Annotated in this window: 20 protein-coding genes; 7 read left to right on the top strand and 13 right to left on the bottom strand. The window is 37.1% G+C overall.

Annotated elements, in window-relative coordinates:
- Positions 1–108 precede the first annotated feature (108 nt).
- From safA to nadB, 4 genes are all read right to left on the bottom strand, one after another.
- Positions 109–1,308 (bottom strand): SafA/ExsA family spore coat assembly protein, encoded by a 1,200-nt coding sequence (safA, locus tag GKP30_RS10660; RefSeq protein WP_216829420.1) that lies wholly within the window; start codon positions 1,306–1,308, stop codon positions 109–111.
- 392 nt (positions 1,309–1,700) lie between these two features.
- Complete coding sequence (nadA, locus tag GKP30_RS10655) at positions 1,701–2,804, bottom strand: quinolinate synthase NadA (protein WP_216829419.1); 1,104 nt, start codon at positions 2,802–2,804, stop codon at positions 1,701–1,703.
- On the bottom strand, positions 2,801–3,646 hold the full coding sequence (gene nadC, locus GKP30_RS10650; RefSeq protein WP_216829418.1) for a carboxylating nicotinate-nucleotide diphosphorylase: 846 nt from the start codon (positions 3,644–3,646) through the stop codon (positions 2,801–2,803). The genes nadA and nadC overlap by 4 nt, the downstream gene beginning before the upstream one ends.
- A 10-nt stretch (positions 3,647–3,656) precedes the next feature.
- A complete protein-coding gene (gene nadB / locus GKP30_RS10645) occupies positions 3,657–5,243 on the bottom strand; it encodes an L-aspartate oxidase (RefSeq protein ID WP_216829417.1) in 1,587 nt (528 codons plus the stop codon).
- 142 nt (positions 5,244–5,385) lie between these two features.
- On the opposite strand from nadB, the gene GKP30_RS10640 reads away from it, so the two are divergent.
- Positions 5,386–6,507: an IscS subfamily cysteine desulfurase gene (locus tag GKP30_RS10640; RefSeq protein WP_216829416.1), complete on the top strand. Its 1,122-nt coding sequence runs from the start codon at positions 5,386–5,388 to the stop codon at positions 6,505–6,507.
- Between the two features lie 48 nt (positions 6,508–6,555).
- Positions 6,556–7,092 carry a transcription repressor NadR gene (locus tag GKP30_RS10635; RefSeq protein ID WP_216829415.1) on the top strand — a complete coding sequence of 179 codons (537 nt, stop codon included), beginning with the start codon at positions 6,556–6,558 and terminating at the stop codon, positions 7,090–7,092.
- A gap of 124 nt (positions 7,093–7,216) precedes the next feature.
- Here the strand turns inward: GKP30_RS10635 and pheA are convergent, their stop codons facing one another.
- From pheA to GKP30_RS10615, 4 genes are all read right to left on the bottom strand, one after another.
- Complete coding sequence (pheA, locus tag GKP30_RS10630; RefSeq protein WP_216829414.1) at positions 7,217–8,101, bottom strand: prephenate dehydratase; 885 nt, start codon at positions 8,099–8,101, stop codon at positions 7,217–7,219.
- 22 nt (positions 8,102–8,123) lie between these two features.
- Entirely contained in the window at positions 8,124–8,573 is a 450-nt protein-coding gene (locus GKP30_RS10625) for an ACT domain-containing protein (RefSeq protein ID WP_216829413.1), read from the bottom strand.
- Between the two features lie 274 nt (positions 8,574–8,847).
- Positions 8,848–10,131: a GTPase ObgE gene (gene obgE, locus GKP30_RS10620; RefSeq protein ID WP_216829412.1), complete on the bottom strand. Its 1,284-nt coding sequence runs from the start codon at positions 10,129–10,131 to the stop codon at positions 8,848–8,850.
- A 19-nt stretch (positions 10,132–10,150) separates the two neighbouring features.
- Entirely contained in the window at positions 10,151–10,684 is a 534-nt protein-coding gene (locus GKP30_RS10615) for a sporulation initiation phosphotransferase B (protein WP_216829411.1), read from the bottom strand.
- A 275-nt stretch (positions 10,685–10,959) separates the two neighbouring features.
- On the opposite strand from GKP30_RS10615, the gene GKP30_RS10610 reads away from it, so the two are divergent.
- From GKP30_RS10610 to GKP30_RS10595, 4 genes are all read left to right on the top strand, one after another.
- Positions 10,960–11,220 carry a hypothetical protein gene (locus GKP30_RS10610; protein ID WP_216829410.1) on the top strand — a complete coding sequence of 87 codons (261 nt, stop codon included), beginning with the start codon at positions 10,960–10,962 and terminating at the stop codon, positions 11,218–11,220.
- A gap of 324 nt (positions 11,221–11,544) precedes the next feature.
- Positions 11,545–12,390, top strand: a complete 846-nt coding sequence (locus GKP30_RS10605) for an ABC transporter ATP-binding protein (RefSeq protein ID WP_216829409.1) — start codon at positions 11,545–11,547, stop codon at positions 12,388–12,390.
- Positions 12,323–13,096, top strand: a complete 774-nt coding sequence (locus GKP30_RS10600; RefSeq protein WP_216829408.1) for an ABC transporter permease — start codon at positions 12,323–12,325, stop codon at positions 13,094–13,096. Before GKP30_RS10605 ends, GKP30_RS10600 begins: the two co-directional genes overlap by 68 nt.
- Before the next feature lie 22 nt (positions 13,097–13,118).
- Positions 13,119–14,126, top strand: coding sequence for an aliphatic sulfonate ABC transporter substrate-binding protein (locus GKP30_RS10595; RefSeq protein ID WP_328703141.1), 1,008 nt, complete (start codon positions 13,119–13,121; stop codon positions 14,124–14,126).
- Between the two features lie 240 nt (positions 14,127–14,366).
- Here GKP30_RS10595 and GKP30_RS10590 read toward each other — a convergent pair whose 3' ends face one another.
- From GKP30_RS10590 to hemE, 5 genes are all read right to left on the bottom strand, one after another.
- Positions 14,367–15,278, bottom strand: coding sequence for a hypothetical protein (locus tag GKP30_RS10590; RefSeq protein WP_216829407.1), 912 nt, complete (start codon positions 15,276–15,278; stop codon positions 14,367–14,369).
- The gene (locus GKP30_RS10585) at positions 15,262–15,798 is read right to left on the bottom strand and encodes an RNA polymerase sigma factor (protein ID WP_236035026.1); all 537 of its coding nucleotides are present in this window, start codon (positions 15,796–15,798) and stop codon (positions 15,262–15,264) included. Before GKP30_RS10585 ends, GKP30_RS10590 begins: the two co-directional genes overlap by 17 nt.
- 240 nt (positions 15,799–16,038) lie before the next feature.
- Positions 16,039–17,454, bottom strand: coding sequence for a protoporphyrinogen oxidase (hemY, locus tag GKP30_RS10580; RefSeq protein WP_216829406.1), 1,416 nt, complete (start codon positions 17,452–17,454; stop codon positions 16,039–16,041).
- On the bottom strand, positions 17,454–18,395 hold the full coding sequence (gene hemH, locus GKP30_RS10575; RefSeq protein WP_216829405.1) for a ferrochelatase: 942 nt from the start codon (positions 18,393–18,395) through the stop codon (positions 17,454–17,456). The genes hemY and hemH overlap by 1 nt, the downstream gene beginning before the upstream one ends.
- A 23-nt stretch (positions 18,396–18,418) precedes the next feature.
- Entirely contained in the window at positions 18,419–19,456 is a 1,038-nt protein-coding gene (gene hemE / locus GKP30_RS10570; protein ID WP_216829404.1) for a uroporphyrinogen decarboxylase, read from the bottom strand.
- 656 nt (positions 19,457–20,112) lie between these two features.
- Between hemE and GKP30_RS10565 the strand changes: the two genes are divergently transcribed.
- The gene (locus GKP30_RS10565; protein WP_216829403.1) at positions 20,113–21,825 is read left to right on the top strand and encodes a methyl-accepting chemotaxis protein; all 1,713 of its coding nucleotides are present in this window, start codon (positions 20,113–20,115) and stop codon (positions 21,823–21,825) included.
- The last annotated feature ends 110 nt before the right edge of the window (positions 21,826–21,935 follow it).

The raw sequence follows: 21,935 nt of genomic DNA, 5'->3' as shown, positions 1-21,935 counted from the left end.
CCCTATTCAATATAGGGATCACCTTCTAGTTGCATAGTCTCTTTTTTTATAGTGTCCTTGACATGGGGACCAGTTTAATATACTGTCTCTTCTATAAGTTATTGTTGTTTATTCGTCAAAGTCATCAAACTCCTGGAATTGATGAGGCATTTGAGGAGTCATCGGTTGACTTGGTCCCATCATCCCAGGCATAGCTGTAGGTTGATGTGCTCCAGGCATCTGCGGAGAGTGTGCCATTCCAGTCCATGGTTGTTGTTGCATTCCATCAAAATCTGGTGTCTGTGTATAATGCTGATGGTGCATTGCTTGCTGGTGCATCATCTGTTCATTTTGGTGCGCCATTGTATGTTCAGGCATCATCTGATGTTGGTGCTGCGGCATCATCATTTGCTGTTGTGGCATCATCATTTGCTGTTGCGGCATCATCATTTGCTGTTGTGGCATCGCTTGATGATATGGCATTGCTTGTTGACCATATACCCATTGACCTCCACTTCCACAAGGTGCACAACCTGGCATAACTGGAGAAATTGGATAATATGGTGGACAAGGTACCATTTGCTGTTGCATCGGTGCCATTTGATGCATCGGTGCCATTTGATGCATCGGTGCCATTTGATGCATCGGTGCCATTTGCGGCATTGGTGCCATTGGTACATTTGGTTGCATTAATGGTGCCTCCTCTTTTGGCATCACAGGTGCCTTCTTCGGTACATCTTGCATAATCGGTGCTGTCTTTGGCAACTCTGGCATAACTGGAGGCTTCTTCGGAACTTCAGGCATAACTACTGGTTTTTTTGGCATTTCTGGTTTAGCAATCGGCTTTTCCACCTTTGGTGCAACTGGTTTAGGTGGCTTCGGTACTTTTGGCGCTGGCGGTTGGTATGGTTGCGGTTTATAAATATTAAAGTTCATATGAATGTCTTGCATTTGTTTTGTAGTCAAATGCTGTGGTTGCGGCGGTGGCGGTGGTGGTGCTGTCGGCATCATCATCGGTGGCATTTTTGGCATTTCTTTTGGTTTTTCTGGCGGCTTTGGAGCAATTGGCTTTTCTTTAACTGGAGGCGTAACTGGTGCCTCTTTTTTTACAATAGGTGCTTCTTTTTTCGCCATCCCTACTAGGGAGTCTAATGGTTGTTCTTTTTTTACAGGGACACTGCCTGTTGGAATTTTAATTTTCATACCTGGCATAATCATGTCTGGATTCGATAGATGATCATTTGCTGCTTTTAATTGTTCAAAATCGACGTTGTACTTTTTTGAAAGCTTCCATAATGTGTCCCCTTTTTGGACAATATGAATCTTCATACATTTCCCTCCTTAGCTTAGTTTCCATTTGCTTATAAAATAAATGGACGAAATGATTTCTCTAAGGTCAATCTATGCGGTCAAAGGCCGTCCTATAACCACTTCAACAATTTAAGAGAGGGCTAGCCTTTATTTACGGCTTCCATATACAAGCCGAAATTTTTTTCTTGGGCTGTTTTTGTTAAAAGAGCCTTCTTTTCTTAATATATAGGCTCTTATTTTAGTGATTATTCCGTGTTCTTTATCGAAAATGAAGTTTATCCATGATGAAACTAAAAAATAAATAAATATTAACAATATAAAATATACGCACTAGAATCAAAAAAAGAAGGAGATCTACTGGTCTCCTTCTTTATAAATGTTCTCAAATCTTACGAAAGCATCTTTATAAACTAAACACGTTGCAGCATACGCTCAAGCGCTAATATCGCATCCTTAGCTACTTCACTGTCAACTTTTATTTGATTTACTGGCTTACCCTCTACAATTGATTCTAATGACCATAATAAATGTGGAAGATCAATTCGATTCATTGTAAGACATGGACACATATTCGGATTTAAAGAAATGACTGTTTTATCCGTGTGAATTTGGCCTAAACGGCGTACTAAATTCATTTCCGTTCCGACTGCCCATTTACTATTTGGAGGAGCAGCCTTTAACTTTTCAATAATATAATGAGTTGATCCAGCATCATCTGCTAATTGGACCACTTCATGAGTACATTCAGGGTGAACAATGATTTGAAATTCTGGATCGTTTTCACGAAGCTCACGAATATTTTCAACTGTAAACTTCTCATGAACAGAACAATGCCCTTTCCAAAGGATAACTTTAATATCTTCAATCATTCCTTCATACTCAAGATTTTCAGCAATAGGATCCCATACTGCCATTTGCTCTAATGGAATGCCTAAATCAACTGCAGTATTTCTTCCTAAGTGTTGGTCAGGTAAAAATAAAATTCTTTCCTTTTGTGTAAAAGCCCATTCGACCATTTTCTTAGCATTAGATGAAGTTACTGTTGCACCACCATTGCGGCCACAAAACGCTTTAATCGCTGCTGTACTATTTACATAAGTTAAAGGTAAAATTGTATCACCAAAATCGCCTTCTAATGCTTTCCATGCTTTTTCCGTTTGATTTATATCAGCCATATCTGCCATTGAACAGCCCGCACGCATATCAGGTAAAACAACGATTTGACGGTCGTCTGTTAAAATATCTGCAGTTTCTGCCATAAAATGGACGCCGCAAAATACAACATAATCTGCTTTACTATTTTTTGCTGAGATTTGGGCAAGCTGTAACGAGTCGCCACTTGCATCAGCAAATTGAATAACCTCATCACGTTGGTAATGATGTCCAGGTATGAATAGACGATCGCCAAGTTCCTCCTTGATTTCACGGATCCTATTTTCCATTTCCTCTGTTGACATCTGTTTGTATTTTTCTGGAAGACCTTGGTTAGTATTCATCATTTCTACTAAGTTCATCCTTTTTTCCCTCCCTCTAAATTAAAGCTTATATCTAAAGCTGTAACTGAATGTGTTAAAGCCCCCAATGAAATATAATCGACGCCAATATTACGGTAATTTGCAAGATTACTTACTTGAATTCCACCTGATGCTTCAGTAACAATATGTTTTGGAACAAGATTTACCCACTCTTTCATTACATCTGGAGGACAATTATCAAACATAATGATATGAGCACCCGCTTCTACTGCTTCCTTCACTTCATCTTCTGTCTCTACTTCGACTTCAATGTTTACCATATGTCCAAGCGTAGACTTCGCCTGATTCACAGCTTTTGTAATGCTTCCTGCAGCTGCAATATGATTATCTTTAATCATCACTCCATCATAAAGACCAAAACGATGATTAAACCCACCACCACTACGAACGGCATACTTTTCAAACATTCGTAAGCCAGGCGTTGTTTTTCTCGTATCACAAATTCTTGTATGTTCATCGTTTAATGTTTCTACAGCAGTTCTTGTGAAAGTTGCAATTCCACTCATGCGTTGTAACAAATTTAAAATGACACGTTCCCCAGTTAGTATTGTTTTTACTGGTCCTTTTACTTGAGCTACGCATGTTCCATAACTAACTTTATCTCCATCGCTATTATGGATATGAACTTCAACGTTAGGGTTAAGTATCTCAAAACCTAACTTAATGATGTTTAATCCTGAAATGACTCCTTCACTTTTTACGATAAAATTACCCGTTTGAATATCATCATCAGAAAAAATCGTATTTGTTGATACATCTCCTTCACCGATATCTTCAATGAAAAATAGCTGAAGCTTCTCTTTTACCTTAAGTTCATTCATGCTTGGCCCCCTAGATAACAAAATTACTAACGTAATCTTTTTTATTTCGTACATATGGTTCTTGCTTACTCATTGAACAGTAAACTGTTTGATTTAGCCAATGATCACTGGTAAGCGGATAATCTATTCGATAATGGCTTCCTCGACTTTCCTTCCGGCATAATGCTGAAGCAGTGATTAAATAACCTACTGTCAGCATATTTCGAATGGTATGCTCTTCTCGAGAAAATTGATAAACCTGCTTGGACCGAATAAGAGTGCTGTACTTATCAAACCATTTCAACGCCTTTAATAAATTTTCTTTGGTTCTTACAATGCCTACGTACTTAGACATAATAGCTCGAACATCATCTTTAGCCGGTAGTGACTGTGAATACCTTTTATCGATACATGCAATCGGCTTTACATTTGTTTTCATCAAACTGTCATCAGTATTAATGATTTCCCGTGCTAATTCATTTGCAAAAACGACACCTTCTAATAATGAGTTACTTGCAAGTCGATTTGCTCCGTGTACGCCAGTATTAGCAACCTCTCCGATAGCATATAAACCTTCTATAGAGGTTTTGCCTTGCATATTGGTTTCTACCCCACCCATTACAAAATGAGCACCAGGAGCAATTGGAATAAGACCTTTATCTATTTGAACTCCAGCATTTATACATAGAGACGAAACCGAAGGGAACTTCTGTTCAAAATGGTCTATAGAACTTATATCCAAAAACACTTTTTGATTATTTGAGACCTTTTCAAAAATTTCTCGAGCAACTACATCTCGTGGTGCCAAATCACCAAGCTCATGCTTACCTTCCATTAATAACTTACCGTCTTCAGTAATAAGACGCGCACCTTCGCCCCTTACTGCTTCTGATACTAACCCTGCCCCTTTTCCGTTTTCCACGAGCATCGTTGGATGGAATTGAACGAATTCCATATCAGCTAACCTAGCTCCTGCACGATAAGCTAGTGCCATTCCGTCACCAGTGATAGCTGAATTATTAGAGGTAACCGAGTATAACTGACCCGCTCCGCCTGTGGCCAAAACGACATGGGGAGCAAAGTAATGAACATACTCTTGATTTTCATCTAGACAAATAACACCAATACATCGACCGTTCTCGATAATTAAATCGATTGCATCCATATAATCATGAATTGGAACATTTTGTTTAACTCTAGAAACCAGCTTTAACGTTAATTCCTTACCTGTTGCATCTCCACCCGCATGAAGAATTCGCCGTTTTAAGTGTGCGCCCTCTTGGCCTAGTAAGTACTTACCATCTTTTCCTTTATCAAAACGCACTCCTAGCCCTTCCAACTTTCTAATCATTTCTGCTCCTTGCTTTACAAGAAGCTCAATGACATCCTCATTATTGTAGTAACAACCTGCTCGAAGCGTATCTAGAAAGTGATCTCTCCAATCATCTTCACTATCGACAACCGCAGCAATACCACCTTGAGCCATAATTGAATTGCTATGAACTACATCTGACTTTGTGATAATTATCACATTCTTATCAAAAGAAAGAAGTTCAGCTGCCATTAATCCTGCAATACCACTTCCTACGATAATGACATCTGAAGTAAATACTTTCATAATTAAATGACCCCCTTAGTCATTTACACCTGTCTTGACACCTATCTTTACATAATTTTAAACTAGTGACAAGAGTTTTTTTACAATTACATCCGTGTAATAATAGAAAACTACAATTTCGACTGAAAGAAGGGTTTTATAAATGATCTATCTTGACTACTGTGCAACTACTCCAATGTCGGAAACTTCTTTAACTATATACACTAAAGCAGCTAAAGAATTTTTTGGAAACCCAAGTAGTTTGCATGATTTTGGTACAACTGCTAATCAATTACTAGATCAATCTAGAATCGAAATTTCTAATATTATCAACGGAGAAAAAGAAGGCGTTTATTTTACGAGTGGCGGATCGGAAAGTAATTATTTATCACTTCTTTCTATTGCAAGAGGAAATAAGCACCGAGGAAACCATATTATTACGACAAACATTGAACATCCTTCCGTTCTTAATACGTTAGAACTTCTTAAGGAAGAAGGCTTCACAATCTCATTTATTCCAGTCAATTCCTATGGTGAAGTAGAGCTGGATCGCTTAGCACAAGAAATCACAGGAGAGACTTTCCTTGTTTCTATAGGCCATGCCAATAGTGAACTAGGGACGATTCAAAATATGGAGGCCATCGGGCAATTATTGAAGGATAGAGATATCCTTTTTCATAGCGATTGTGTTCAAACCTTTGGTAAACTACCAATCGATGTTAAAGCGTTTAATCTATCTGCTGTTACAATGTCTGCCCATAAAATCTATGGACCAAAAGGAGTCGGTGCTGTTTACTTGTCACCTAAACTATCATGGAAAGCTACTGTACCGAATAGTTCACAAGAAAAAGGATTTCGTCAAGGTACAGGAAATGTTCCAGGAATAGTAGCTTTTACAAGTGCTGCGTTAGAAGTATTTGAGGGGCAAGATTTTGAATTACAACGGTTTCAAAAATTACAGAAGTTATTTTTAGACTCTATTGACCCAGCTAAGATCATCCTAGAAGGACATCCAACTAAGCGGTTAGCACACCATCTTTGTCTCCGAGTAAAAGGAATAGAGGGTCAATACGTTATGCTAGAATGTAACCGTAGAGGTATAGCAATATCAACAGGAAGTGCTTGTAAGGTTGGACAAACCTCTCCTCCGAGATCAATGACTGAAACAGGGAAGACTCTTGATGAAGCAAGAGAAATGATTCGCATCTCATTCGGAAAAGAAACGACAGAAGAGCATATTCGCTACACGGTTAACGTTCTTAACGAAATAATTGCACAGTTTTAGAATAGAGAGACAATAAAAATCTTTAATTATTTGTACAAGGAGGGAATAATGGTGACTACCAAAAAAATCTTAGGAGAAGAACGTAGAAATTTAATCGCTAATTGGTTAAAAACGACCAACAAACCGATTACTGGTAATGAGCTAGCTGAAAAAACTGGGGTTAGCCGGCAAGTAATTGTACAAGATATCTCCATCTTGAAAGCTAGAAATTACCCATTAATAGCTACTGCACAAGGCTATATGTATATTAGAGCAGCTAATGAAGAACAAACGGTTAAACAAGTCATTGCATGTCAACATACTCCAGAAGAAACAGAAGAAGAGTTATTATTATTAGTGGACCACCGGGTTACTATTCGCGATGTAATGATTGAACATCCCATATACGGTGATTTAACTGGTTCTTTAATGTTGAATAATCGAAACGATGTAAAACTTTTTATTGAAAAAATGCGTAATACGAAAGCTGCTCTTCTCTCGGAATTAACAGAAGGAGTACACCTTCATACAATTGAAGCAGATCGCAAGGAACATATAGAGGAAGCAATAAACGCATTAAAACAGAGGGGCTTTTTATTAAATTAGTGCTGTTGTTGATTTTTGGTCAATACCTTTTAACAAAGTAATTAAATTAGATATTAAGAGCGGAAGCTGAATAATTATCAGCTTCCGCTCTCTCTTTTACCTTATAACTTCAATCAAACTAGACTCAATCGGGTATTGTTTTTTTTACTACCTCATTCGCACTAGCAATCGTAAAACAAGGGTAACTACCTAAGACGCGAACTCCACATCCTAACGCTTCTAATTCAGCAATAACACCTGGAATTAATATCTCATCCATTTTTTCTTCTACATCTATAATAAAGAAATAATTACCTAATCCCGTTTTCATCGGACGGGATTCAATTTTTGAGAGGTTCAGCTTTCTCCAAGAAAATGCACTTAACACTTGATGTAGTGCACCTGAATAATCAGATGGTAAAGTGATCATTAATGTTGTTTTATGCCCTACTGTGTAAGGAGTTATAATCTCATCTTTTCTTTTTGACAAGATCACGAAACGGGTACGATTATTTTCATAATCATGGATGTTCTTTTCAATAATTGAAAGATTATACGTCTTAGCCGCTAATTCATTACCTATCGCCGCCACCTTAAGTTCAGGGTTTTCCATAATGAATTTAGCTGCAGCACTCGTCGAGTTTGTATATTTCACTTCACCTTGAGGTAACGCACTTCTTAAAAATTCATGGCATTGAGCAATTGCATGTGGATGAGAATAAATTGCACTTACCGCTTTCCAATCCTCTAAATGTTTCGGATGAATAAGTAGATGTTGTTCAACAGGTACAACAACTTCTCCAACAATTGGGAGTTTATGTTTATGAATAATGTAGTCTAAAGTTAAATTTACCGAACCTTCAATTGCATTTTCTAATGGAACAACTGCAGCGTCCACTTCCCCTTTTGAAACACCTTCCATACAGGCAGGAATAGTTGTATATTCTTTTCTTTTTTGTGCAGGGAAAATTGACATAGTTGCCATTTCAGTAAAAGTTCCAACTGGTCCTAAAAATCCAATCGTTTTCACCTTGGTACACCTTTCCTTTCTCTTAAGAGCCTGAACCAACGATTTCTACCTTAACAACTGTCTCTAAATCACGAATAGACTGCATCAGCTCACTCATTTCCATTTTCATGGAGATTGTATCTAATGACAATGTTATATTCGCTCTTCCTTTTAATGGGATGGTCTGATTAATAGTTAGTACATTACATCCTGATGCTGCAACAATCGATAATAAGTGTGATAATGTTCCCGAACGATCCTCTAAATTGATCGATAAGGTAATAATTTTTTCTTTAATCATTTTATGAAAAGGGTATATCCCGTCTTTATATTTGTAAAATGCACTACGGCTTAATCCTACTTCTTTTACTGCTTCATTGATTTTTTTGACTTTTCCTGATTCTAATAGCTCTTTTGCTTCGAGAGTTTTTTGCATCGCCTCAGTTAACATATCTTCACGAACGAGATAAAACTGGTCAATTCCTTTTGACATAGTACCACCACCGATCCCATCTCAAGTTATTTTATCATTATAAATTTGTTAGAACTTTTTGACAATGGTAAAATCCACTGTAATTAAATCCAAAATCAGTTCGAGAAACATTTATCTAAATTAGTTAATCTTAATGATGTTAAAGGATAATGGTGATATCCTTTGAATTACGCCTATCAGTGTTAACTAATTTTACACGCCTTTCAAACTTTAACAGCATTAAAAAAATAGTGATAATTAAAAAGCTGCCAACTAAGGCAGCTTTTTTGATAGCTTATTCAATAAACTCAAATTCGTACTCTAGTAAGCGTACTATATCTCCATCTTTTGCACCGCGTTGTCTCAAAGCATCATCTACACCCATTCCACGTAATTGGCGAGCGAATCGACGCACAGATTCATCACGAGAAAAATCAGTCATTTTGAATAGCTTCTCAATTTCTGCTCCTGAAATAACATAAGAGCCATCATCTGCACGGGATATAATAAAAGGATCCTCTTTCTTTTCATGTTTATAATGGACCCTCGTTTGCTCAGGTGCTTCTTCATAAAGAGGAAACTCTGGAGTCTTATCGACTTTATCGGCCACTGCTAGAAGAAGTTCCCGTACCCCTTGTCTTGTAAATGCAGATATTGGGAAAATTGGAATATCATCTTCTAAAGCTTCTTTAAACATCTCCAAGTTGTCTTGTGCATCAGGCATGTCCATTTTATTTGCTACAATAACTTGTGGTCTCTCTAATAAACGCATATTATACTGTTTTAATTCCTCATTAATTTTAACATAGTCTTCATAAGGGTCGCGGCCTTCCATCGCTGACATATCTACAATATGTACAATAACTTTAGTGCGTTCAATATGCCTTAAAAATTGATGACCTAACCCCACTCCAGAATGTGCTCCTTCAATCAATCCTGGTAAATCGGCCATAACAAAACTTCTGCCATCTTCTGTTTCTACTACACCTAAGTTTGGTGTAAGCGTTGTAAAATGATAATCTGCAATTTTCGGCTTTGCAGCTGAAACGACAGATAACAGAGTAGATTTACCAACACTTGGGAAGCCTACTAGACCAACATCAGCAAGAACTTTAAGCTCTAGAGTAATATAGCGTTCAATACCAGGTTCTCCATTTTCAGCAATTTCAGGTGCTGGATTTGTAGGAGTGGCAAATCGTGTATTTCCTCGACCGCCTCGACCACCTTTGGCAATAACTGCACGTTGACCATGTTGCGTCAAATCAGCGATAACTTCTTTTGTGTCATCATCAATAACCGTTGTACCAGGAGGAACTTTAATAATATAGTCTTCTGCATTTTTACCATGTTGATTTTTGGGACGTCCGTGCTCTCCTCTAGGAGCTTTAAAGTGCTTTTGATAGCGGAAGTCCATCAGTGTACGCAAGCCTTCTTCTACCTCAAAGACTACATCTGCTCCTTTTCCACCATCTCCACCAGCAGGCCCCCCGTCTGGCACATATTTTTCTCGACGGTAGGCAACCATTCCATTTCCACCGTCTCCACCTTTTACGTAAACCTTTACCTTATCTACAAACATTCTTGTTCTCACCTCTAAATTATTTCAACGTTACTACACAAAACATTTCATTAACTGAAGTCTCTCTTTCAGTTATAAAAAATAGATCTGATGATGGTGAAAGGAACCAAGATTCTATAAGCGAATAATCTTTAAATTGCCCTTGAAAATCAAAGATTAATCTCGTCTCTTCCTCTAATAGTTGAAACGTAACTAATAGATGATTTTCAGTACCCTCATCACAGCATTGATCCATCAATTTCATTAATTGAGAACACCATTCATGGAGCTCACTTTCATAATGACCTAAATCTTTGACATCACCGATGACTTCTATCTCAAGTTCATAATAATGGTTTTCCCAATTAAAAGTTAATAAATCCGCAACTAAAGCAGGTATATTTAAGTTGGAAAGCTTACTTTCATTTTGAGACTGCTGTATGACAGATTGAATTATCTCTTCTACTCTTTCTGGTCGGTTCAAGGCAAGATTCCCTTTAATCAGCTGGATTACATTTAACCAATCATGCCGAGAATGACGTAAAATATCAATAATTTCATTTGGTTTTGCCATGCCTGTACTCCACCTTATCATTACTATGCTCTAAACAGTATAGCAAAAATTCACGGATGTTTCTTTTTATTTGTGACAGAAAAGCAAAAGTATCTGTTTAGACTCGTAAAGCTAATGGAGATGTATAGAAAATTTCACCTTGCACCATTATCAACAATACGCTTCGAAATTATAATTAAACTCTAGATCATTTAATTGAGTTGCTACAAATATTCTTCAGTAATCAACCCATACTATTATTAACTAGTAAAAGGAATTATATAGGAGGATACTAAGTGACTCAACCACAAAACAAAATCGTTCATCAATCCATTCTCTCCATGCAACAAGCTTTACAAGCCTTACAATCAAAGGACCAAAATCCTCAATTAATGCATAATGCCCGAAGCGAGCTTCAAGAATTGATGCAGCAACTAAAAGAGGAAGAAAAATCCGCAGTACCTCAAGTTCAGCAAGAAATATTACAAACTGAACAACAAGTCCAAGCTTTGCTATATGAATTAAATCACCAATTGCATCAACAACAAAGATTATAAATTTTTAATGTGGAATGCGACTCTGATAAATCTTACTTCTGGACTCCACCTCTTTAAATTTTCTTAATAAGCAGTCTGTTCTATAGCGTGCTTTTACTATCGTTGAGTCTTGGCTCTCATCAGGTAAAATGTTTATTTCACCTGATGAGACAAGACCACGCTATACATGATAAATGAACAACCCACCTTTCTTATAAAATGTGTTTAAATAAGTGTTGACAGACAAATTGTTACGTCATATACTAACAACATGATTAAAACCCGACTAAAAAGATATGTTTTATCAAAAATTAGAAAATTAAGGATTTAAAGGAGGTCTGTGCAATGGCTGATGTTCAAATTAAAAATGTAGGTAAGACATTCCATAACAAAGATGATAAAACAGCATACACAGTCTTTGAAAATATTAATCTAGATTTAAAATCTGGAGAATTTGTATCATTGCTAGGTCCTTCTGGATGCGGTAAGTCAACATTATTAAATATTGTTGCAGGATTAGATCAAGCAACTACTGGTACGGTAGAAGTTAGTAATCAAGTAATTACAAGCCCAGGATCTGACCGTGGAGTCGTATTCCAAGAGGCAGCACTAATGCCTTGGCTATCTGTCCTTGAAAACGTCATGTTTGCTCTAAAAAAGAAAATGAAAAAAGATGAAGCAAAACAAAAAGCTATCGAATACTTAAAACTCGTTCATTTAAGTAAATTTATTAATTCATATCCTCATGAACTTTCAGGAGGAATGAAGCAGCGCGTATCCATCGCACGCGCTTTAGCTATGGATCCGAAAATCCTCTTAATGGATGAACCATTCGGAGCTTTAGATGAACAAACAAGATCAATGCTTCATAAAGAAGTTCAATATATTTGGGAAGAAACACAGAAAACGATTTTATTTGTCACACATAACATTCGAGAATCTATTCTTTTATCCGATCGAATTGTCTTAATGGGTGTTAGACCTGGGGGGATCATTAAAACGTTTGACGTTAATATCCCGAGACCTAGAAAACAAGCTAGTCCAGAGTTTATTAAGCTTGAAGAAGAAATTATGGAGCATCTAGCTGGTGAAATCGAAAAAGTCATGAGGGAGGAAATGGGAGATGACTACAATAGTAAGAAGGCTGCTCTTCTTTATGGCACTCATCGCGATATGGGAGATCACATATAGACTAAACCTTAGTTATCAGTTCTTCTCTGTTATGATGTTTCCATCACCAGGCGGAACTCTAATCCAATTGTATCGTGGTTTCTTTGAAACTGGTATTTTGTTCCACGCTCTGACCACGAGTATTCAGCGAATTGCGATTGGTTTTGTACTCGCTGTTATTATAGGTGCGGCATTAGGTATTTTATTAGCACGTTCAAAACTGGCTGATGAAACATTAGGATCTCTTGTTATTGCACTTCAATCAGTTCCTAGTATTGTATGGTTACCAATTGCGCTTATGATTTTTGCTGGAAGTGACCTTGCCATTATCTTTATTATTGTTTTAGGTGGAACCTGGGCAATGACAATGAATGTAAGAATGGGAATAAAAAATGTTCAACCGCTCCTTATTCGTGCAGCACGGACAATGGGCTATAATCGAACTGAACTTGTATGGAAAGTGATGATCCCCGCGTCTATACCTTCAGCTTTAACTGGTGCCAGACTTGCATGGGCATTCGGATGGCGTGCATTGATGGCTGGGGAACTTCTTGGTACAGGTGGTCTAGGACGTACACTATTAAATGCAAAAGATATGTTTAATATGGACCTCGTTATTGCAATTATGGTTATCATTTCATTAATTGGTTTAACTGTAGAATATTTAATTTTCAATAGAGTTGAAAAAAGAGTTCTTACTCGCTTTGGATTATCGAAAAATAATTAAGTTTTATAGGGGGAAGAAAAAAGTGAAAAAATTTTTAAAAACTGTTGCAAGTGTTGCCTTAGTTGGAATGCTCGCTGCTTGTGGATCTGGTAACACATCTGGTGAAGGTACAGCAGATAGTGTCTCTATTGGATACTTTCCAAACTTAGATCACGCTGCAGGTATTGTAGGAATGGAGAAAAGCTTTTTCCAAGATGAGCTTGGAGAGGTTGAAGCAAACTTCAGAGACTTTCCAAATGGAAATGACTTTATCGAAGCTCTTGATGCTGGTACGTTAGATATCGGTTATGTTGGCCCTGGTCCAGCAATTAACTATTTCTTACGTGGTGGAGATGTTGTTGTTCTAAGTGCAGCAGCTAATGGTGCTACATTAATAGTTGCTCGTGAGGATGCCGGTATTGAAAGCCTTGAAGATTTTGACGGAAAGTCGTTCTGTACTCCTGGAAATGGTTGTACTCATAACGTTCAATTAGAAATCATGCTGCAAGACCTTGGACTACAATCCAACCGTCTAGGTGGTACTGTAGAGCACCAATCTCGTGTCGCTCCTGCAAACATGGTTGCCATGTTTGAACAAGGACAAATTGATGCTGCCGCTGCTCCAGAACCATGGGGGACGTACCTTGTTGAAGAATTAGGTGCAAAAGTTGTTTCAGAATGGAATGATGTTTTCCTTGGCGAAACATTAGCAAGTGTTGTCCTAGTTACTTCTAAGCGTTTCATGGAAGAACAACCTGAAATAGTTGAAGCTGTTTTAAAAGGGCACATCCAAGCGGTTGACTACACTCATGAGAATACAGAAGATACGTTAAAAGCAATCAACGACTCACTATACAACTTAACACAACAACGATTACCTGAAAGTGTACTAGAAAATGCATGGCAACGTATGGTAGTAACAACAGATACACACGCAGATGCGTTACAAGCATGGGCTGACGCTTCATATCAATTAAACTTTATTGAAGATGACCCTGATTTAACAGGCTTTGTTGATACAACTAAACTAGAAGAACTGCTAAAAAAATAAAGAATGAGACAATCATCATAAACTGGTTTACATGTGATATTGCAAAATCGTAAATTCACATTAATAATCTCATAAATTATATTCCTTAAAGAAGAGCATGGAATTTGATCTCCATGCTCTTCTTTTTCTATTTTCTTGTTGTACTAACCCTTCGGTTAGTGCAACATGGAAAGGCTGTTAATAGCAACCTAATATTCCCCTTTTCAACTGCACGTATAAAAAGCCAACATTTCTCCGAAGTTACTCCTCTTGATTATGATAAACAAACTCATATATTATTTCTTTTCCATCTAAGGTGATCGTTAATTCGGTTTCCCAAGTTCCATGAACAAATGTATGAGTAAGTCCATCAACTGTTTGTTGCTGCCAATTTCCAGGTCCATCAACAACTTTACCTAAGTAGTCAGAATATAGCTTAGACGAAGCGTTCGACCAGTGATAAATTTCTTTTTCAGGAGAAATAGAAACTGGCTCCAATCCAACAGGATACAACAAGTCTCCATAGCCGTGTGTGACATAGAGTTGTTCAACATGAACATATGGTTCTTTCCCTTTGAGCTCTAAAGTGGACATTGCGTAAAAAATTTCAGCATATTCAAGCTTGGGGTAATCAAATGTAATGTGTATCCATTTCTCATCCGTAAATGCAATAAAGAAGTGATATCGTGACGAAACTTCCATCATCTTAACATGCTCAATATACATAGTTCCAGGGTAAGGGAAACTTTCAAGTGTTTCTTCTACATACATGGGTAAGCTAGTTACCAACTCATTTATCTCCTCTTCCGTAACCTCCTTCACTGCTCCTACTTCAACAGGATTACCTTTCCGATAAAGGAGCATGCCGTCACCTGATTTCTCGGGATAGACATCGGTCAGTTTCCAACTGAACTGTTCAAGACCGATTGGTTCTTCATATGCCGTTTGTGGCTGTCCGCTTTCTTGTAAAATCAGCCATAAAAAAACTCCACTAACCATTAAGAAAATCGCGGTAACTGCGATACTTTTCATTGGAAAAAGGTTTCTAGGAGCAAAATTTACCGTTTGAGCCTCAATTGTTTTCAAAACTCTCTTCCTCGTCGTATCTTTTTGTTCTTTCGTTGACTTAATTTGTTGGAGATGCTTCCACTTGTCATCAAAATGTTTGCTCAATACGGTCGCCTCCTTCTTCGATTCCTTTTATTTTTCTCAGAGATTGTAGCGCTCGTGATAATGTTTTACGAACTTTTGTCTCAGACCATCCAAGAATTTCTCCAATTTCCCTGGTGGAGCATTCTTCTACTTTCTTCAAAATAATAACGACCCCGTAATTCGGTTTTAACTTTTGAATGGACTCTATTAAATGCGTGACAGCTTCTTTATTTTCAATATGCTGTTCCACATTAATAGGGGAAGGAATCTCCTTCACAAACGAAATAAACCTCCTTCGTTTGCGTTTTCGAATTTCATCAATGACCAAATGTTTCGCTATGCAAAACAACCACGTTTTAACGTTCGACCGGTTATCAAACCGTTCATATGCCATAAATGCTCGGACGAACGTATCATGAACTAAATCTTCACAGCATTGATTATCACCAAGCATAATGAAAATAAAACGGTACACGTCATCGTAGTATTTTTCGTACCATTCTATTAAGAATTGCTGCTTATCTTTGTTCAATCCAACCATCACCTTCTTTCCTTCTTTGTATCTAATAAGTCGTTTAAATGTTCATTTTGTGACACCTGCAGAAAAACTTTTTTTATAGAAATTAACTCCTCACTATTACCTGACAGAAGAATATGAATGCTTAGATAAAATATAATAAAAAAACACAAGCGATTTCTTGCTAGAAATCCGCATGTGTTTTTGATTGGCTTGTTTACACCTCTGTAGTAAACCCGTTAGTATCTCGTTCTGCTATTAGTGTTACAATGATTGAACTACGTTGTGAACTACAGCTTCCCCTTGATCAATACAATCTGGTAAACCCAGTCCTTCGTAAGCTGCACCAGCTACGTATACACCTGGCATCTCATTCTTTAAGGTTGTTTTTAACTGCTCAATTCTTTGTTTATGTCCTACAATATACTGCGGCATTGCTTTTTTCCAACGAGTAATACTGTGGAATTGAGGAGGTTCATCAATTTTCATTATCTTTTTTAAGTCCTTTTTTACCGCTGCAAGGATCTCATCATCTGATCTACTTACAATTTCATCATTTCCAAAACGACCAACATAACAACGAAGAAGTGCATAACCTTCAGGAGCAGAATGTTTCCACTTCTTGTGTGTCCATGTACATGCAGTGATTGAATAACCGCTTTTCTTTGCTACAACAAACCCAGTTCCACCAAGAACACCTTTCATACTCGACAGTGGAAAAGCCATCGCAACCGTGGCAACTGATGTTGACGGGATCTCTTTAAGAGGTTGTATAATGTGAGAATAATTTCTTAATATATCCGTAGTCACTTCATGTGGTGTTGTTAGAATTACACGGTCAAAAGTCTCGACATGACCATCTGTAAAGGTGAGCTTGTACTGCTCCCCTTCTTTCATAATGGAATAAACACTCACGGACTTTTTTACTGCGTCTTCATCTAAATGATTTTCAATGCTGTCAACGAACGACTGTAAGCCCCCTTTAAAGGACATGAACATTCCTCTTGACTTGGTTGGCTGTACAGCTTTTGCTGGTTTTGGCATGACCTTGCTCATTCCAAGAATCAGACTGCGATGTTTTTGTTCTACCTGATGAAACTGTGGAAAAGTGGCCATCAAACTTAATTGGTCAATGTCACCTGCATATATGCCTGATAACAGCGGTTCAATTAAATTTTCAACGACTTCATCCCCTAACCGCTTTCTAAAGAAGTGACCGAGTGATTGATCTTCATCTGGTTGACTCGTTTTAGGTAAAAACAAATCTCCAGCGGCTCGTAATTTGGCCATTGGTGAAAACAATTTTGTCGTTGCAAATGGCGCCAGTTTGGTTGGAATACCCATAATAGCACCACCTGGAATGGGATAAAGTTGGTCTCCTTTTAAAACGAATGATTGACCTGTATCGTTATGTACAAGCTCACTCTCTAGTCCAACTTCTTTTGCTAATTTAGCTGCACTTTGCTTTCTCGCAAGAAATGAGTCAGGACCTTTTTCAATGACAAAGCCGTTTGTATAGTCGGTCTGAATTTTTCCACCTAATTTGTCACTCGACTCTAACAACTTGTACTCTAAGTTTAACCCTTTACTCATAATCTCTTTTTGTAGATAGTAGGCAACGGTTAAACCAGTAATTCCCCCTCCAACGATAGCCACTCTTTTCTTCGGTTCATCTGCCACTAGATGTCACGTACTTTCTCTTTAAGCTTATCAGTCACCACTTTTGCTAAACACTCAATGAATTCGGGCTTCGCATTCGGCATTTCAGGTCGATAATAATCAACATTAAGCTCATCAGTTACAATTTTACATTCAATATCATTATCATATAAAACTTCAAGATGGTCCGCGACAAATCCAACTGGGCAATAGACATATGATTGATATTTAGACTTTTCGTAAAGATCACGAGTTAAGTCTTGAACATCTGGTCCAATCCATGGATCAGGTGTATTTCCTTCACTTTGCCAACCGATTGTATAGTTTTTAATGTTAGCAGCACTTGCAATAAGATCGGCGGTTTCTTGAAGCTGATCAACATAAGGATCCCCATATTGAAGAATTTTTTCTGGTAGGCTATGCGCTGAAAATATGACAACAGCAGAGTCTTTATCCTCAATATTGGCCATCGTTTGTTTAATTTGATTCGCCCAATATTCAACAAATAGTGGTTCATCGTACCAGCTATCAATACTATAAATCGCTGGTCCAGAAATTTTTTCTGTCTCTTCATGTGCGCGACCATTATATGATTTAACGCTAAATGTTGAATAATGTGGTGCTAAAACGATACTAATCGCTTCTTCTATTCCATCCTCTTTCATTTGTTGAACTGCATCTTCAATGAAGGGATCAATATGTTTTAACCCTAAATACGCTTTAAACTCTAATTGATCAAAACGCTTGTTCATCTCATCTTCAAGACCTTTTGCTTGTGCTTCTGTAATTTTAGCTAAGGGACTGATACCGCCAATTGCTTCATAACGTTCAGTTAATTCCTCTAATGCTTCTTCAGAAGGCTTTCTTCCTCTACGAATATGAGTATAATATGGTTCTACCTCATCTAAACTTCGAGGAGTACCATACGCCATTACGAGAAGTCCAATTTTTCGTTTAGACATCTTCATACACCCCTATCTACGATTTATTTAGTCCTGCTATATTCATGTACAAATGCAGTAAGTCTTTTTAATGTGTCTGGGTTGACTTCAGGGAATACTCCATGTCCAAGATTAAAGATATGACCTGGTGCATGATCCATCCCTTGGTCGATGATCGCCTTTGCCTTTTCTTCAATCACTTCCCATGGTGATAAAAGAATCGCAGGATCTAAGTTTCCTTGTACTGGTTTGTTTACTCCTTTTTCACGTGCCTCTGTGATTGAAAGTCTCCAGTCTAATCCAACTACATCTAGTGGAAGGTCATGCCACTCATTTACGAGATGACTTGCCCCAACACCAAACATAATTAATGGAACTCCTTCACTTCTTAACTCTGCAAAAATACGATTCATTACTGGCTTAACAAATAAGCGATAATCAGTCACATTTAATGCTCCAACCCATGAGTCAAAAATTTGAATTGCTTTTGCTCCAGCTTTAATTTGGGATTTTATATATGTAATCGTCATTTCTCCAAGCTTGTCCATTAATAGATGCCATGCTTCTGGCTCGGCATACATAAATGCTTTTGTTTTGTTATAGTTCTTTGAAGGTCCACCTTCAATCATGTAGCTAGCTAACGTAAATGGCGCTCCACCAAAGCCAATTAAAGGAACATTTAATTGCTCATCTAATATTTTGATGGTATCTAAAACATAAGGTACATCTTCTTCTGGTTGAATCGTCCCTAGCTTTTCAACATCCGCTTTGGAGCGAATTGGGTTATCAATAACAGGCCCGATGCCTGCTTTAATCTCGACATCAACTCCTATTGCTGGAAGTGGTGTCATAATATCCTTATATAAAATTGCTGCGTCATTATTATATTGATCAACTGGAAGCTTCGTTACATAAGCACAAAGCTCTGGTTGATGAGTAATCTCAAATAGTGAGTACTTTTCTTTTATTTTTCGATATTCTGGCTGCGATCGCCCTGCTTGCCTCATGTACCAAACAGGAGTGTGATCTGTTTTTTCTCCTCTACATGCTCTTAAAAAGTTATCATTAAATTGGGTAGTCATTCCTACACACCTTTCTGCTTCCGAATAAATCGATACGATGTTTATTGTAAATCATTCTAAGGAAAAAATCATTTTCTATCTCCTTTTGATGTTTTCCCGAAAATTTCTTAAACGATCCCTTTTTAATATAAATCCCACAAATTACAATGTATATACTCATTATTAAACTGTCAAAAAATTGATGAATATCAAGGACTTGCTTTCGCACCGCTTTCTTCCTTTTCTTGTAAAATGAGTGCTCTGATTTTTGCTTTAGTACCACTTTCTTCCTTTTCCTGTAAAATTAGTGCTCCTATTCTTGCTTTTGCATCGCTTCCTTCCTTTTCCTGTAAATCCAGTGCTCCAAATCGGATCTTTTATCAAAATTCTTTTCTGATAGATTGTTGCTTTTAACTATTTGGGTTTTAAACAAGCTTTTGGAAAGACATTCTACACAATTAGGTAATTTAACCTATCTATTTTTATAAGTAATAGGCTTTAAAACTACTTTTCACTATATTTTACCCTTTTGATCTATTTAAGATGTCCATTAAGTCCTAACCTATGCTAGAATTATGTTGAGGAATTTTGTCGAAATTTAGAAAATTTGATTAAGGTAGTACTTTTGTAGTCAATTCATTATTACATCTTTGAAACTAGGGGGCATTGATTAGCAAATGAGGCTTGAGAAAAATAAAGGATTACAAGATCGCAAAAAACGATTTATAAGTATACATTTTAAAATTCTAGGTAGTTTAATTTTCGTTTTAGCTTTGTTTTCAATCGGATTTATACTTAATTTTTACCAGTATCAGATTATAGATAAACATAGAAGCGAAATGCAGCTAATTAGTGATAGAACAGTTCAAATCTCTGATATAGGCTCTCTATTTAGATATAAATACATAGCTATAACAGATGTTGATTACCATGGTGTAATTAATCAAGAACTCTATAGACAAAGTGAGGCTAAACTTCAGGATACTTTAGCGACTATTGAGGATGTTTTGGCAACTGAAAAGGAAATGCAATTATACCAATCACTTTTACTTTATAATTCGCAATTTGATAATAGAGTCGATGTGATTCTTGATGGATTAACAGGAACTAATCCACAAACGATGCAACAATTAGCTTTGATTAGAAATGAAACTACAAATACTGTCAATGAGCTAGATACTATTTTAAGAGCTAGAATGATAGAAATTAGTACAAACTTAAACAATGCTATAACGGTAGCCATTATAATTAGTATCATCTCATTTATTGTAGCTACAATTGTTGGTGGGATATTATTCTATACACTTTCTCGATCCATTAAACAGTCAATTAACAGTACGCTAAAAGTTGCAACAGAAGTAAGTAAAGGAAATCTCTTAGCAGATGAAATTCAAATTCGTTCAAACGATGAATTAGGCTCTTTAGCGAAGGCTGTTAACGAAATGACTCGAAACCTCCGTGATCTTGTAGCCAATATTACTTCCACTTCACAAAATGTATCTGCTGCTAGTCATGAGCTCGTGTCTTCATCCGAAGAAGTCAATGCAGGCTCACAACAAGTTGCAAGTTCATTACAAGAGATGGCCAGTGGCCAGTCCCAGTTAAATAAGTCAATAAAACAATCGGTCATTACTTTTCATGAGATGGAAGACCGTCTAAGGCAAGTTCAAAATTCAACTAATGCTATTGTAGCAGCTGTAAAAACCTCTAACGAAAAAGCTACCTTTGGTAAAGAAAAGCTGGAAGAATCGATCTTATCAATGAAAAATATTCGCAAGCAAAATGAAGAAAATGTAATAGTTATTGAAGAGCTTGGAAAAAATTCAACTGAAATACAAAACATCGTTCAAATGATACAAGAAATCTCGGCGCAAACGAACTTATTATCTTTAAATGCCAATATCGAAGCGGCTCGTGCAGGAGAAGCTGGTAAAGGTTTCGCTGTTGTAGCAGACGAAATTCGTAAGCTATCTAACCAAAGTGAAAAAGCTGCTAGTACAATTTCAGGAATCATCAATCGTATTTCTACACAAGTTGGCCATTCAATCGAAAAATCACATGCTAGTACAACGATGATTAAACATGGTGAACAAGTTATACATGAAACAGGGCTTTCTTTTGAAGACATCTTAACTTCCGTAAAACAAGTTCTTACGCAAGCAAGCCAAATTAATGAAATGGTTATTTCCGTTAATTCTCTTAGTCAAACAATAATATCAACGGTTAATGACATCCAAGACGTTTCTACAATTGCTAACGATAGTACAGATAGTATATCAGCCACGATGGAACAACAAGTTGCAATAATGGAGAGTGTTACGCAATCAGCTGAAGAGCTCTCCATTATTGCTAGTGAGCTTGAACAAAAAATATCAAACTTTAAAGTTTAATTTAAAACAAAAAAGGTGCCAGCATCTTCTTTTATAGAAGAATGACTGGCATCTTTTTAATTAATAGCTGATTTAATTTAAAGAATTGTTGTTATGAGGTATTGTTGATA

It is taken from the genome of Alkalihalobacterium elongatum (assembly GCF_019024285.1).
In the GTDB taxonomy this organism is placed as follows: Bacteria; Bacillota; Bacilli; order Bacillales; family Bacillaceae_F; genus Alkalihalobacterium; species Alkalihalobacterium elongatum.
This window is presented reverse-complemented; position numbering and strand designations above follow the sequence as displayed.